Source organism: uncultured Hyphomicrobium sp., from assembly GCF_902826555.1.
In the GTDB taxonomy this organism is placed as follows: Bacteria; Pseudomonadota; Alphaproteobacteria; order Rhizobiales; family Hyphomicrobiaceae; genus Hyphomicrobium_C.
In genome coordinates this window covers 65630-80508 of sequence record NZ_CADEFI010000004.1, presented here as the reverse complement: position 1 = coordinate 80508, position 14879 = coordinate 65630, and the positions used below count along the sequence as shown (strand labels likewise).

The following is a 14879-nucleotide window of genomic DNA, read 5'->3' as shown; positions in this document are numbered from 1 at the left end:
TGCCGATGGCACACGGGACGGGGCCCGTCACGATGAAAATGCTGAGACGGCTCGCGCTTCTGACGTGTGGGGTGCTAGCGGCGACGGTGTTTGCCGCGCTTCTGCCGGTGGCGGCCGCGCTGGCGCGCGATGTCGTGCTGCCCGTGCCGCGCGTCACCGTCTATCCCGGCGATGTCATCACAGAGAGCATGCTCGTCGAAAAAGTGTTTCGTGGCCGCGATTACGAGAAGGCGGGTATTGCCGCGACGCGCGAGGCCTTGCTCGGGAAGGTCGCCCGGTCAACGCTGCTGCCCAACGTGCCCGTGAATCCAGGCGCTGTCCGGGATGCGTTCATTATTCAGCAAGGTCAGCCGGCGGTCGTCTACTTCCAGTCGGGAGCGCTCATCATCTCCGCTACGGCAGTTCCGTTGCAGGCCGGGTCGGCCGGTGACTTAATCAGTCTGCGCAACACGGAAAGCGGGACGACGATCCGCGGCACCGTGCAATCCGATGGTACGGTACGGGTGGGGCTGCCATGAACCGCGCCCTCGCGTTGCTCCTTATTTCGATTGCGGCAAGCCTGCCGGCACTCGCCGGCGGTAGCACCGGCGTTCGCATCAAGGACATCACGGCCGTGCAAGGCGTGCGGGCCAACCAGCTCGTGGGTTATGGCCTCGTGGTCGGTCTCAACGGCACGGGCGACAGCCTTCGCAACTCGCCGTTCACCCAGCAATCCTTGCAATCGATGCTCGATCAGATGGGCGTCAATATTCGCACGGCGAATCCGCGTACGCGCAACATCGCGGCGGTGCTCGTCACCGCGGATCTGCCGCCGTTTGCGGGGGCGGGCTCGCGGATCGATATCACGGTATCCTCGCTTGGCGATGCGTCGTCTCTCGCCGGCGGATCACTCGTCATGACGCCGCTGTCCGGCGCGGATGGAGCGGTCTATGCGGTCGGTCAGGGTCCGGTCGCTGTGAGCGGCTTCGGCGTGCAGGGGCGGGCGGAATCCGTCAGCCAGAACGTGCCGACGACGGGACGCATTCCTAACGGCGCGCTGGTCGAGAGGGAAGTCGCAGGAGCCCTCGATGACGAGGGCGCGCTGGTGCTCGAACTGCGCAATCCGGATTTCGGCACGGCGGTGCGCATCACCGATACCATCAATGCGTTCGCGAAGCAGCGCTTCGGGCGTCCCGTCGCGCGGGAGCAAGATCTCAGAAGCGTGTCGCTGCAACGGCCCGTCGATGTCAGCGCTGCCCGGTTCCTGGCCGAGATCGGCGAGCTTTACACGGAAGCCGATGGTCCGGCGCGGGTGGTCATCGACGAGCGGACGGGGACGGTGGTCATCGGCCGGGATGTGCAGATCCAGACCGTCGCGGTTTCGCACGGCAGCCTCACGGTGCGCATCACGGAAGGCGCCAAAGTCTCGCAACCCGAGCCGTTCTCGGACGGTGAGACCGTGGTGGTTCCGGAAAGCTTCGTCACTGTGAACCAGGAAGGCGCCAACCTCGCAATCATGGGGGGAACCAACCTCGAAACGCTGGTGCGCGGGCTCAACATGATGGGCCTCAAACCGACGGGGATCATCGCCATCCTGCAGGCGATCAAGACGTCAGGGGCCTTGCAGGCGGAGCTGGTCGTGCAATGACAGCTCAGGGCTGCAAATCGCTAATACAAATTTCGGGTCTTGCCGCGGCGCTGGCCGCGTTCACTGTGGGGCCTCTCGTTTCGCCGGTCGTCGCACAGCAGGACTGGATGCCGACGGTTGCGACTTCGCCGGGCGGGACGCTTAACGAGCCGATGCCGGGCGCGCTCAACCGCGCTCCGACCAAGATCGATCCCCGCTACTTTCCCTCGCCGCGGTCAGCAGTCCCGCCCGTGCGCCATACTCTTCCCCAAGGCGCTTGGTCACCGATCGTGACGGGGGCATTGCCGAAGGCGGGCGATGGCGCGGATGCTGCCCAAAGGCCGGCTGCCCGGGGGCCCGGGGTCCCTGTGGCGCCGCTCGACCTCAGTCCGGTGCGACCGATGCCACGCCAGGCTGCTGCCCCAGCTGCAGGTGAACCGGAAAAGGCTGAAGCGGTCAAAGCGGGCGCGACGCCGGGCGCCTCGCCTGCCGTTTCGGAGGACGAGCCGCTGTTCAAGAAGCCAGGACCGCTGGATGCGCTGCCGCCGAACGCAAGCGCTGCGCAGCAATACTGCTTCAATACGGCGGACAGCGCGGCGGATGCGCGTTTCGCGTGGCAGGCCAAGAAAATCCAGGACATGGAAGCCGCGCTCGATCAAAAGGCGCGGGAACTGGAATCCAAAACCGAGGAATACAAGCGCTGGCTGGAACGGCGCGACGACTTCTCGCGTAAGGCTCACGAAAAGCTGGTGGGGTTTTATACCCGCATGCGTCCTGATGCGGCGGCGGTGCAACTCGCGACCGTTGACGAGGAGATGGCAGCGGCGGTGGTGATGAAATTGCAGACCAAGGTGGCGAGCGCGATCATGGGAGAGATGGATCCCGAGCGTGCCGCGAAAATTGCCGAGATCATCTCGGGCGCGGGACACGTTCCGGCCAACAAGAGGTCGCCGGCTCCTCCGGCCGCGCCTGCCGATGCGCCAGCCAACGCGGCGTCTCAGCCGCAGGGCGATGCGCCAGCTCCGGAGGGCCCGCGATCATGAGATGGACCAACCGGACGCTCAGCCTCCGGACCGAGCCGGCGCATTGGAAGGCGTCGGCATTTGCCGTTATTGCGGGCCTTGCGCTCGCCGCCGGCGGCTGCGCCAACGAGATCACGGATTTCAACCGCCAGCCGGCACTCAGCGCCGTCGGTTCGGGCCTGCTCGCCGATCGTGTGCCTCTGCCGGCCGAACCGTTGCCGCAGCCTGCCTATCGTCCGGGCAATTCGATCTGGCAGGATGCCAGTGCGGATCTCTTCCGCGATCCCAGGGCGCGTAAGATTGGCGACGTGGTCACGGTCAAGATCTCGATCAAGGACAAGGCGACACTGGATAACAATTCCAAGCGCTCACGGGACTCGACGACCAAGCTCAAGCCGAAGCTCGGTTATGATTTCCAGACCTCGGGCGGACTCAATCATACGGGTGATCTTTCCGTCGATGTGGAGGCGGAAGGCGAGACCTCGACCGACAGCAAGGGCGGCATCACGCGGAGTGAGAAGATCGAGCTGCTGATCGCCGCCATCGTGACGGGCGTGCTGCCGAACGGCAACCTGATCGTCAGCGGCAGCCAAGAGGTGCGTGTCAACTTCGAGGTTCGCGAGCTCAGCGTCGCCGGTATCGTGCGGCCGCGCGATATCTCGACCGACAACTCCGTGGACTACGACAAAGTGGCCGAGGCGCGCATTTCATACGGCGGGCGGGGGCGCATCACGGAAGTGCAGCAGCCGGCCGTGGGCCAGCAACTGTTCGATCTGCTGACGCCCTTCTAGGAGCAATCCCGTGGCCGGCGATGGCGAAACCGAGGGGAAAAAAGGTGGCGGCGGCGGCGGACTGATCGGGTTCGTCGTCGTTACGCTTCTCGCCTTGGGCCTGGGCGCAGGCTTCGGCATGTTCGTCGATACGGCGCCTGCGCCCGCCGAAGCAGTCGCGGAAGCGAAAGACAAAGAGGCCACGGCGGCAAAGGCCGGCGAGAAGGCAATAGGTGCGGATGCCAAGCTCGTCGCTCTGACACCGATCGTCGTCAATCTCGCCGATCCGCGCGATGCTTGGATTCGCATCGAGGCTTCAATGCTGGTGGAGGGAATGGTGCAGGGCACGGACTCTCTGGCAGCGCAGCTTGCCGAAGATTTCGTTGCCTATCTCAGGACCGCATCACTCTCCGAGTTCGAGGGGCCGAGCGGGTTCCAGAACTTGCGTGAGGACTTCCTCGACCGCGCGGCTATTCGCGATCGCGAGCACATCAAGGACGTCGTCATTCACGGGATCGTGGTCGAATGAAGCGGCTGGCCGGCCTTTCATTGCTGATGCTGCTCGTCCTGCTTCCAAGCGCGGCCTTGGCGCAGGGGTTCAATCTCGAGGGGCTGTTGCCCGCGGGAGAGCAGACCGTGACCGGGCGCATGGTTCAGCTGGTGATATTGATCACCATGCTGTCGGTGGCGCCGGGCCTGCTAATGATGGTCACCTGCTTCACCCGCTTCGTGATCGTGCTGTCGCTCTTGCGCTCGGGACTCGGGTTGCAGACGACGCCCGCCAACATGATCCTCGTCAGCCTAGCGCTCTTCATGACCTTCTACGTCATGGCACCGACCTTCGACCGCGTCTGGCAGAACGGGCTCAAGCCGTTTGCCGAGAACAAGATCAGCGAGGAGGAGGCCTATACGCAAATCACGCAGCCGTTGCGTGAGTTCATGCAGGCCAATACGCGGCCGAAAGATCTCGAGCTGTTCCAGGATCTCGCCGAGGAGCGCTTCGGGCCGCGGCCGGCGGACGCGCAGATCGAGCTCAGGGTGTTGATTCCCGCGTTCATGATCTCGGAACTGAGGCGCGGCTTCGAGATGGGCTTTTTGGTCGTGTTGCCGTTCCTGGTCATCGATCTCATCGTGGCGACACTCACTATGTCGATGGGCATGATGATGCTGCCGCCGACAGTGATGAGCTTGCCGTTCAAGGTGTTGTTCTTCGTGCTCATCGACGGCTGGAACCTCCTCATTGGAGGGCTGGTGCGGTCGTTCCCATAGGCGCTGGACGGCTTCTCGGCATCGAGATGCAGATACTTCCGACCGGTCCTCACGACGCGGACGATTTTATCGAGCCCGGCAAGCCCCGTTTAACTCGGGATCAATATATCGGGGCTAATGTGTTGCGGAGTGGCAGATAGGGTTTCGGGGGGAGTAAGCCCGGGCGCGCTGCCGCGGTGTAGCTAGGCCGGTGTAACGGCCGTTATCGCGTAGCGTAAGGGTAGTATCACAATGAGTAGCCTGAATACGAACGTCGCGGCAATGACCGCGTTGCAGACTCTTCGGAACACCAATTCCGAAATGCTCACCACGCAGAACCGCATTTCGACGGGTCTGCGAGTTGCCAACGCCTCCGACAACGCTGCCTACTGGTCCATCGCCACCACCATGCGTGGCGACAAAAGCTCGATCTCGACGGTTTCGGACGCTCTCGGACTCGGCTCGGCCACTGCCGAGATCGCTGCCAAGGGCATCGAAACTGCTATCGACGTTGCCGGCAAGATCAAGGACAAGCTGCTTGCCGCACGTACTCCTGGCGTTGACCGCGCCAAGATCCAGAGCGAAATCGAAGAGCTGCAGTCCTCTCTGCAGAGCGTCGTCGACGGTGCAAGCTTCAACGGCCAGAACTGGCTGACGGGCGACAGCACGGACGCCACCACGACGCGCTCGATCGTGTCGTCGTTTACGCGCGGCTCGGACGGCTCGATCTCGGTCGGTACGATCACCGTCGACCTCGACGACACCCGTCTCGTTGATTCGGTGAGCGGCAGCGCCAGCGGCATCCTCAACACGTCGCAGACGAGCGGTTCCACGTCGTATACGGTTCTCAGCCTCGATATCTCGTCGCTGACCGACGACACGGCCGACCTGGACGTGATCGATGACATGCTGTCGACGGTCGATACGGCCATCAGCGACATGACGGACGCCGCTACCAGCCTCGGCGCCATCAAGACGCGAATCGATATCCAGAAAGAGTTCGCAGACGCCATGAAGTCCGCCATCGACAAGGGTGTCGGACAGCTGGTCGACGCGGACATGAACGAAGAATCGACGAAGCTGCAGGCCCTGCAGGTTCGCCAGCAGCTGGGCATCCAGGCGCTCAGCATCGCCAACCAGCAGGCTCAGTCGATCCTGTCGCTGTTCAGATAGTCGAGTTTTTCTTCCGACTTTCAGGTCACGAGGCCGCGCCCCACGGGCGCGGCCTTTTTTCATTTCCCGTCCGAAGCTTACGTCAGGCTTGTGTGAAGCTGATCGATGCCCGTTCCCTAGGCGGACGACCCCCCGTTTGGTGATTTTGAAACACAGCTTAACTGTTCGGTAAGCAACACATCCTAATTTCGACCATGGAAGCCCGACTTGGAGCGGGTCAGACGAGTCGGAAGGGGATTTTACGATGGGCGCAAGTATCAATACCAACATTGCGGCGATGACTGCGCTGCAGAGCCTCAGCATGACGAACAAAGAAACGCTGATCACGCAGAACCGCGTTTCGACCGGTTTCCGGGTTAACGACGCCTCGGACAACGCTGCTTACTGGTCGATCGCCACCACGATGCGCGGGGACCGCTCTTCGCTTTCTACGGTTGCTGACGCGCTCGGCCTCGGGTCGGCCACCGCGGAGATCGCCGCCAAGGGCATCGAAAGCGCGATCGAGATCGCGGGCAAGATCAAGGACAAGCTCCTCGCCGCACGCACGCCGGGCGTCGATCGCAGCAAGATCCAGAGCGAAATCGAAGAGCTGCAGGCCTCGCTGCAGAGCACGGTTGATGGCGCAACCTTCAACGGCCAGAACTGGCTGAGCACGGATGCGACGGCAGCGACGACGACCCGTACGCTGGTTTCGGCTTTCTCGCGCCTGGCAGACGGCACGATCGAGATCGGCACCATCACTGTCGACCTCGACGCCATGCGGCTCGTCGATACCGCCGCGAGCGGCAGCGCCAGCGGCATTCTCGACACGCCGACGACGACCGGCTCCACCACCTACACGGTGTTGAGCCTCGACATTTCCGCGCTAACGGACGATACCGCCGATCTGGCCCTCATCGTGGACATGGTGAACACGGTCGATGCGGCGATCGAGGATATGACCGACGCGGCCACCAGCCTCGGCGCGGTCAAGACGCGCATCGATATCCAGAAGGACTTCGCAAAGAGCCTGATGGATGCCATCGATACGGGCGTCGGACAGCTGGTCGACGCGGACATGAACGAGGAATCGACACGGCTCCAGGCCCTGCAGGTCCGCTCGCAGCTCGGTGTGCAGGCGCTCAGCATGGCCAACCAGTCGGCGCAGCTCATCCTCCGGCTCTTCCAGTAAGCCGCGCTTCACTTCCCGCTTCCAAAGGCGAAGCCGCGATCCCGCTCGGGATCGCGGCTTTGCTTTTTTGATTCGCTGGGCTGCTTTCGAGCGCCCTTTTGGCCGCGTCCTCCTTCCGTAATCCCCACACAAGGTTCGACATAAAGAATGTCCTTCGAATCGGTAGAAGGGCGCTGGGATGAGCAGCTTAAATACCAACATTGCGGCCATGACCGCGCTGCAGACCCTCAACCAGACCAACAAAGAGATGTTGGTCACGCAGAACCGTGTTTCGACGGGTCTCAAGGTCAAGGATGCTTCCGACAACGCCGCCTACTGGTCGATTGCAACGACAATGCGAAGCGATCGGATGGCCGTCTCGACGGTCGAAGATGCGCTGGGCCTGGGCGCCGCCACCATCGAGGTGGCGGTTACTGCATTGAATAGCGCGATCGAGACCATCGGCAAGATCAAGGCGAAGCTGGTGGCGGCGCGTGCGCCGGGCCTGGATCGCACCAAGATCCAGAGTGAGATCAACGAGTTGCAGGCTGAGTTGCGGAATACCGCGGGTTCGGCGGTGTTCTCCGGTGAAAACTGGCTGCAAGGCGATTCGGCCGGGCCGCTCACGAAGACCATCGTGGCCTCGTTCTCGCGCGACAGCACGGGGTCGATCACAATCGGCACGATCGAAGTCAACATCGGGCCCACCGGAACGATGCTGTTCGACACGGGAACGGGTAGTGCTGCCGGCATTCTCGACACCGTCACCGGCTATGCGTTTGCCAGTGGCACGCAATCCTTCTCCATTGCCGGATTGTCGACAGGCATCAACATCGCCTCGATCACCGACGATCCCCTCGACCTTGCCGGTCTCGAGGACCTTGTCGATGGCGTCGACGCGGCCATGGAGACGATGACGGACGCGGCCACATTGCTCGGCGCGGCGAAGTCACGAACCAGCCTGCAGAAGGATTTCGTGAACAAGCTGATGGATTCGATCGACACCGGTATCGGTCAGCTCGTCGATGCGGACATGAACGAGGAATCGACGCGGCTACAGGCCTTGCAGGTTCGCCAGCAGCTCGGCGTCCAAGCCCTCGGCATCGCCAACCAGTCGGCGCAGATGATTCTGAGACTGTTCCAGAACTAGGCCTCGGGAAGACCCGAGTAGCAAGCAGGCCACGCCCTCGGCGTGGCCTTTTGTTTTTTCGTCCAAATTCCGGCTTTCCCTCGAGCGCGGCAATACCCGCGCAAGCTTAATTTTCCAGACTCCTATCGGCACAATTCCAAACAGGCGCAAAGCAGTTGGCGATGCTCGGTCTCGAACAGCTCGAAAAACTTTGGAGCAATCTGCTGGCCCTCGGGACCAAGCGGCTCGCTGCGCTCGGTCTTGTCGGTGCTGCCGTGTTCGCGTCGGTTGGCTTCGGGAGCTACTACCTCAGCCGGTCCGACTACGACACGCTCTATGCCGGTCTCAGCGGACAGGACGTCAGCCGAATCGGCGCTGTGCTCAAGGACGCCGGCATCGGCTTCGACGTCAACGCGGAGGGGACCAAGGTCATGGTCCGCCGCGAGCAGACGGCCGAAGCCCGCATGCTCCTGGCCGAGAAGGGCCTGCCTTCCAGCTCGAGTGCGGGCTACGAGCTATTCGACAAGCTGGGTCCGATCGGCCTTACCTCCTTCATGCAGGAAGTGACGCGCGTCCGCGCCATCGAGGGCGAGCTCGCTCGCACGATCCAGGCGATGAAGGGGATCAAGGCGGCGCGAGTTCATATCGTGCTGCCGGAGACGGGTTCCTTCCGCCGCGGCCGCCAGCCGGCCACCGCTTCCGTCGTCATCCGCACCGAAATGGCGGCAGACGCCTCGACCGCCCAAGCCATCCGGCACCTGGTCTCGGCGGCCGTTCCCGGGTTGACGGTGGACGATATCAGCGTTCTCAATACGGACGGTACGGTTCTCGCCTCGGCGGGGGACGCGAGCTCGTCGACCTCCAGTCGCAAGATCGAGCTCGAGAAGACCGTCAGCAAGGACCTCGGCGACAACGTCAGGAAGACGCTGGCGCCTTACCTCGGTCTCGACAACTTCGAGGTCAGCGTTGCGGCCAGCCTGAACCTCGACAAGCGGCAGACCAACGAGACGACGTTCGACCCGGATTCGAAGGTCGAGCGCTCGCTGCGCGTGGTGAAGGAGTCGGGTAAGCAGGAGAATTCGGCAAGCCGTAGCCCGGTCGGTGTCGAACAAAACGTGCCGGACCAGGGGGCGGAGGGCTCGGGTGGAGACCAGTCCAAGCGGACCAACGAGAAGCGCGAAGACCTCTCGAACTACGAGCTCAATACGAAGACCGTCTCAACCACCAGCGAGGGCTACCGTATCGAGGCGCTGACGATCGCCGTGGTGTTGAATCGCAAGCGGCTGCTCGAGACGCTCGGCGAGTCCGCCACTCCCGAGGCGGTGCAGGCGCGTGTGAAAGAGGTCGAGCGCCTGGCCGGCACGGCGGCGGGCGTGGACACGAAACGCGGCGATCAGATCAGTGTCGTTGCTGTGGAATTTGCCGAGAATTCGCAAGCTGGCGAAGGCTTTTCCTCGGCCAGCCTGATGGGTCCGCTGATCGGTCTCGCCACGGGTTTGATCAAGGCCCTGACGGTGCTCGGTCTCGTGTTCATCGTCGTGACATTCGGCTTGAGGCCTGTGACGCGCGTACTGCTCGATCAGCGCGAGGAGCAGGTTGCGGGCGGAGCGCTCGCCTCCGCCTCGGCCGCCGCAGGCGTGGGCGCGGCCGACGACGGCTCGCTGCTGGCGTCGAGCGACGACGGCGACGTGGCCGCCATAGAATCTGCTGCGACGGCCGAGCTTCTCGGCATCAAGCAGCGGCGCGAACCGAATCTGATCGAGGACATCACCGGCGATGTGCTGCGCCTCTCGCAGAAGCGGCTCGAGCAGATGGTTGCTCTCGATGAGGAGCAGGCCGCCAACATCCTTAAGCAATGGATGCGGGAGCGAGTCGCATGACGGCGCTTCCGGTCGCCTACTATCTCAAGGAGCTTTCGGGAGAGGTATCGCGTCGCGGTGGACGTGCTCTTGGTGCGTTCGGCCACGATGGGGCGTCGGACATCGAAGCGCAGCTTGAAGAGGCGCACGCGCGAGGCGTGCTCGAAGGCCGCGCTGCGGCTCAAGCCGAATTCAGCGCCGCCGCCGAGGCTCAGGCGGCCGCCTCGGAGCAAAAGCTTGCGTCCGAGCGGCAGACATGGGCAAGCGACGAAGGCCAACGTCTCGGTGGATTGATCTCCGCGGGACTCGACGATCTCGAGCAGCGGATCTCGAATGTCGTGGGCGAGGTGTTGAAATCATTCCTGAGCGAGCAGGCAAAGGACAAGGCCGTCACCGAACTCGCGCAATCGCTGCGTGAGATGGTGTCCAAGGGCGACTACGCGAAAATCGTCGTTTCCGGACCCGCGGATCTTCTCGAGGCGATGGAGAAGCAGATCGACACAGGTCACGGCGGCGTGTCGTTCGTCGCGTCTTCCGGAAGCGATCTCACCGTGAGTGCCGATGAGACAATTCTCGCCACACGGATCGGCGCCTGGATCGATGTCATCAAGGGAGCAGGCCCGTGAGCTCGGACGGCGAAGTCACAACGCCGCATGAGGTCGTCATCGTCCGCAGACGCGGGGGTGAGGGCGACGACGGACATCATGGTGGTGCCTGGAAGATCGCATTCGCCGATCTGATGACGGCCATGATGGCGTTCTTTCTCGTGATGTGGCTGCTCAACGTCTCTGACAAAGAGAAGATCCAGCAGATCGCCACCTACTTCAATCCGCTCAAGCTCAATTCCAAGCGGCCGACCGTGAAGGGCGTGGAAGAGGAGAATGAGACCCCAAAAGCTGCAAAAAAGAGCGACGGTCCCGTCGACGGCGCGGAGCCCAGCGATATCGACAGCGATGGAAAGCGGCATGGTTTCTCCAAGCGCGGTGGTGATGGCGACCTCCCCGAAGGCGTGGAGAAAACCGCCGAAGAGGAGCTGTTCAACGATCCCTATGGCGTGCTGTCGCGGCTCGCTACGCAAGCTGAGACCTCCATGTCGCAGCAACCCGACGCGCCGACGAGCGACAGTGCGTTGCCGGGTGGCGACAGCTACAGCAATCCCTTCGAGCCGTTCGCCGACCAGAAGGTCGCGCAGCCCAAGACGGCGCAGAGCGACCACGAGCAGATGACGCTCGACGAGCCCGGCGCGCATCCGCAACCGCCTGCAATCGAAAAGCCGCTCGAGATCAAGCCGGATACGGCCGCCGATATGCCACCGGCCGTTGCGGAGGTGAAGCCTGGACCGACAGAGAAGCCGAACGAGGCGGCACAAACCGAAAAGGGCGACAAGGAGATCCAGAATCTCGAAGGCGAGCTTGCCAAAGCGCTCGCTGCCATCTCTCCGGACAAGAAACCCAATATCGAGGTCAAGCGTGTCAGCGAAGGCGTTCTGATCAGCCTTACGGACGATTTCCGCTTCGGCATGTTCGACCTCTCGTCGGCCGAGCCCAGACCGGAAACGGTGGTGGTGATGGACAAGATCGCCAAAGTGCTCGCCTCGCACGAAGGCAAGATCGTCGTCCGGGGCCATACGGATGCGCGTCCGTTCAAATCCGAGCGCAACAACAATTGGCGGCTCTCGATGTCGCGTGCGCAGATGGCCTACTACATGCTGACCCGTGGAGGAATTGACGAGAAGCGCTTCGATAGCATCGAGGGTCGCGCCGATCGCGACCTCAAGATGCCCGCGGACCCGAATGCGGCTGAGAACCGCCGCATCGAGATCATGCTGAGGCCGAAGCCGTGATCGCGCTCCTGCCATCCCGCGCGCTGGTCATCGCTGCCGCTTTTGCGGCCGGGGCGCCCGGAACGGTGCTCGCGGGAGAACTCCATGACGGGATAGCGCTGATCAACGTGGCTGCCGCTGACACGCCCGCGGATGCGCATGGGCACGCTGCGGAAGCGCCCAAGCCTGCAGAAAGTGCGGAGAGTGCCGAGGGTGAAGCGCCCGCACCCCTAAAGCTTTGGCCGGAAATGCCGGCGGTCGAGGCGGATAAGCAGCCGTACATACTGGTCCGGTCGCTGCGATCGGTGCAGGACCAGGTCGCGAGAGGCAGCACGAGCGCACACGAGCAGCAGCGGGACCTCATGCGGGATCTTGGCGCGCAGATGGTCGCGATGCCGGTGGCCGTGTGGGACGATGTGCGCAACGTGCGGGCGGCAATCTTCTTCGTGCTGTCCGGCGGCAACCCGACTGTCCTCCGCCCGATTACCGAGCGTGCCATGCTGCCCACGGTGGAGCGGCGCGCGGTTCGCGGGGCGCTGGCCTATGGCGAGGGGCGTGTCGTCGATGCGCTCGGGCTGTTGCAGAAGCTCGACGCGCGGTCGCTTGATCCGCTGCTCGGGGGTATCGTGGCGCTGATACAAGGAACGCTTATCACCAAGAAAGATCCCGTAAAGGCCATTCGCTTCTTTGACGAAGCGCGTCTTCTTGCACCCGGAACGTTGATCGAGGAATCGGCTTTAAGACAGCAGATCCTGCTGTTGGCGCGGGAAGGAGAGCTCGAACGCTTCGATCTGCTGACAGCCCAATATTCCCGCCGGTTCCCCAATTCGCTGTTTGCGCGCAGCTTCCGGCGTCAGTTCTTCGCCGGTGTCGCACGGCAGAACTTCAAGCGAGCGTCCGAATGGATCTCCCGGACCGAGACGGAGCTGATGAAGGTGCCGGTGGCGGAGCGTGTGGGGCTTTATTTGGCGATCGCGGAAGAAGCGACGCGGGGCGGAAACATCGACATCGCGCGCTATGCGGCCGGCAAGGCACGGGAACTCTCTCGTGCCGACAGCCGGACGCTGCAGCGGGCCAAGCTGTTTGAGGGTGCAGCGCTCGCGGTAACGCCGGATTTCGAGCAAGGTCTCGCGCTGCTCAATGAAGTCGATTCCTCGAAGATCGATACTTCCGATCGCGACATTCGCGAGTCTGCGCTCGCGGTTGCTGGTGCCGTCGGCCGATGGCCGGTGCCGCCCGCAAAGAACGAGGAGCCTGAGCCGGAATCCGTCGGCCGCGCGCAGGAGCTTCTAACAAAGGTAAACGCCCTGCTGGGAGAACCGTCGCAATGAGCGCTGCACAGGCCTTGGCTTCGGGATTGTTGTCTGCTTCGCCCAGCGTGCGCTCTTCCAGCGGAGCGTCGGCGGCGGAGCGCAGCGATACGTCGTTCCGGGATACGCTCGACGAGGCCTCGCGCTCCAATGAATCGCCGGAACGGGAGTCACGCGATTCTTCGGCCGAGAGGGTTGGGGAGCACAGCGGCGCCGGCAAAGAAGAGACGTCTGACGGCGATCGCGACGAAGGCCGATCGGGCGACGGCGAGCGCGTCCGGCAGCCGGCGGCGGACGTCACGGGAGCGGCCGAGCTTTCGCAGATTCTCGCTCAGCTCAGCGGTGCGTCCGCGAGCGCCGAGGAAGAAGCACCATTCATGGTTCCGGCGCGGACGGCATCTTCCGATGTCTCTCCCGCAGAGGTGGTTGTCGAGGCAGGGCCGGTTCTCCCCGGACAGACAGACACGGATAGCGCGCCGCTGGATACAGACAAGCTCATGCTTCTGCTGAAGTCAGGTAGAGCTGCCGCTCAAGGTGCCGGTATCGACAAAGTCGACGTCAAGGTCACCGTTGCCGGCCAGGAGACACATCTTGCTCTCGCACCCGCGCGGGCGGATGTCGCGACGATGTTCGCTGGGGCCCAGGACGCGGCCCCCGTTTCGGCTCCGGTCGAGGGCGAAGAAAAGGTGGTTGCTCTCAGCGCTGCGCTCTCGCAAGCCGCCAACGAGCCCGCCAAGCCGCACCAGCGGACGCGCGATGGAATCTCCGGCGTCGAGGCCAATGCCAAGGGCGACGCACCGGGTGCCGGGCGCGCAGGGTCCATCGGCGACCAGTGGAGCCAACGTGGCGGGGCTGCGTTCGCCGACCAGGGCATTGCCGGGCAGGATGGGCGGCAATCGGAAGGCCGAGGCTCGTCCGGCGGCGGATCGCAGCAGCAGGGTACGGCAACGTTCATGTCGATGCTTGCCGGTGCGTCGTCTCAGGCCGCCGGTACCATGCCCGGTGTGGCGGACGCCGGTTTCGGTGCCGAGCCGGTCAGCGATCAAATCGCAGCGCACGTGAGGGCCGAGCTCCGGGCCGACGGTATCGGCGAGGTCTCGTCCGACGGTGTCGTCAAGGTGCTCAAGATCGAGCTCAAGCCGGCCAATCTCGGCAGCGTGACGGTTCGCATCGCCCTCAAGAACGACGCGGTAACCGTTCATCTCGAAGCTCAGCGGCATGACACTCTTGCCGTCATCGAGCGCGAGCGGGAAGCGCTTGTGGGGGCGTTGCGGTCGGCCGGCTATTCTGTCGAAGGCATCACGGCGGCACCGCAGAGCGACGCGAGCCGGCCTCTCGGATCTCAAATCGCGGGCGTGGATTCTTCCTCTTCTGCGACGCAGGGCGGACTTTCAGGACAGGCCAGCCAGGGCCAGGGACTGGGGAACTCGGCGGGGGGGCAAGCGCGTTCCGGCCATGCCGGGCCCGGATATTCCGGGCAGCGGGCTCCGGCCGATGCTAAGGATACCAACGCGGGCGGTGTTCGCAGAGGTGCGGAAGGCCTCTATGTCTAAGACCGGGTAAGAGTTGTCGCGTGCGTGAGTTTGCTATGGGCGTGATCTATCTATCGACTGTCAGACGAGCGGCGAGAGCGATGACCAGCACAGGACTTCTCGGGCCCTTCAGGCTCGCATACGACGATATCAGCAACGCCATTCCGCGTGTTGCGCCCGGCGCCTTCGTGCTCGGCCACAAAGGCCCCGATGGTCGCTTCTACATCGACTATGTGGGGCGGGCGGACAGCGACGTGA

14 protein-coding genes are annotated in these 14879 nt (G+C 63.5%); all 14 read left to right on the top strand.

The window, feature by feature from the left end; all coding sequences use genetic code 11:
* Nucleotides 1–38 precede the first annotated feature (38 nt).
* The 14 genes from flgA to QZV93_RS03465 all read left to right on the top strand — a co-directional run bounded on the left by flgA (nt 39) and on the right by QZV93_RS03465 (nt 14642).
* A complete protein-coding gene (flgA, locus tag QZV93_RS03530; RefSeq protein WP_295556023.1) occupies nt 39–518 on the top strand; it encodes a flagellar basal body P-ring formation chaperone FlgA in 480 nt (159 codons plus the stop codon).
* A complete protein-coding gene (flgI, locus tag QZV93_RS03525) occupies nt 515–1627 on the top strand; it encodes a flagellar basal body P-ring protein FlgI (RefSeq protein ID WP_295556021.1) in 1113 nt (370 codons plus the stop codon). Before flgA ends, flgI begins: the two co-directional genes overlap by 4 nt.
* Before the next feature lie 347 nt (nt 1628–1974).
* Entirely contained in the window at nt 1975–2649 is a 675-nt protein-coding gene (locus QZV93_RS03520; protein ID WP_295556020.1) for a MotE family protein, read from the top strand.
* A complete protein-coding gene (gene flgH / locus QZV93_RS03515) occupies nt 2646–3419 on the top strand; it encodes a flagellar basal body L-ring protein FlgH (RefSeq protein ID WP_295556018.1) in 774 nt (257 codons plus the stop codon). The genes QZV93_RS03520 and flgH overlap by 4 nt, the downstream gene beginning before the upstream one ends.
* Before the next feature lie 10 nt (nt 3420–3429).
* Nucleotides 3430–3927 carry a flagellar basal body-associated FliL family protein gene (locus tag QZV93_RS03510; protein ID WP_295556016.1) on the top strand — a complete coding sequence of 166 codons (498 nt, stop codon included), beginning with the start codon at nt 3430–3432 and terminating at the stop codon, nt 3925–3927.
* The gene (gene fliP, locus QZV93_RS03505) at nt 3924–4667 is read left to right on the top strand and encodes a flagellar type III secretion system pore protein FliP (RefSeq protein WP_295556014.1); all 744 of its coding nucleotides are present in this window, start codon (nt 3924–3926) and stop codon (nt 4665–4667) included. The genes QZV93_RS03510 and fliP overlap by 4 nt, the downstream gene beginning before the upstream one ends.
* A 231-nt stretch (nt 4668–4898) precedes the next feature.
* Entirely contained in the window at nt 4899–5819 is a 921-nt protein-coding gene (locus QZV93_RS03500) for a flagellin (RefSeq protein ID WP_295556012.1), read from the top strand.
* A 244-nt stretch (nt 5820–6063) separates the two neighbouring features.
* Nucleotides 6064–6990, top strand: coding sequence for a flagellin (locus QZV93_RS03495; RefSeq protein WP_295556010.1), 927 nt, complete (start codon nt 6064–6066; stop codon nt 6988–6990).
* A 178-nt stretch (nt 6991–7168) separates the two neighbouring features.
* A complete protein-coding gene (locus QZV93_RS03490) occupies nt 7169–8119 on the top strand; it encodes a flagellin (RefSeq protein ID WP_295556008.1) in 951 nt (316 codons plus the stop codon).
* 161 nt (nt 8120–8280) lie between these two features.
* Nucleotides 8281–9978, top strand: coding sequence for a flagellar basal-body MS-ring/collar protein FliF (gene fliF, locus QZV93_RS03485; RefSeq protein WP_295556007.1), 1698 nt, complete (start codon nt 8281–8283; stop codon nt 9976–9978).
* On the top strand, nt 9975–10583 hold the full coding sequence (locus tag QZV93_RS03480; RefSeq protein ID WP_295556005.1) for a hypothetical protein: 609 nt from the start codon (nt 9975–9977) through the stop codon (nt 10581–10583). Before fliF ends, QZV93_RS03480 begins: the two co-directional genes overlap by 4 nt.
* A complete protein-coding gene (locus tag QZV93_RS03475; protein ID WP_295556003.1) occupies nt 10580–11800 on the top strand; it encodes a MotB family protein in 1221 nt (406 codons plus the stop codon). Before QZV93_RS03480 ends, QZV93_RS03475 begins: the two co-directional genes overlap by 4 nt.
* Complete coding sequence (locus tag QZV93_RS03470; protein WP_295556002.1) at nt 11797–13110, top strand: hypothetical protein; 1314 nt, start codon at nt 11797–11799, stop codon at nt 13108–13110. Before QZV93_RS03475 ends, QZV93_RS03470 begins: the two co-directional genes overlap by 4 nt.
* Nucleotides 13107–14642 (top strand): flagellar hook-length control protein FliK, encoded by a 1536-nt coding sequence (locus QZV93_RS03465; protein WP_295556000.1) that lies wholly within the window; start codon nt 13107–13109, stop codon nt 14640–14642. The genes QZV93_RS03470 and QZV93_RS03465 overlap by 4 nt, the downstream gene beginning before the upstream one ends.
* Nucleotides 14643–14879: the final 237 nt, after the last annotated feature.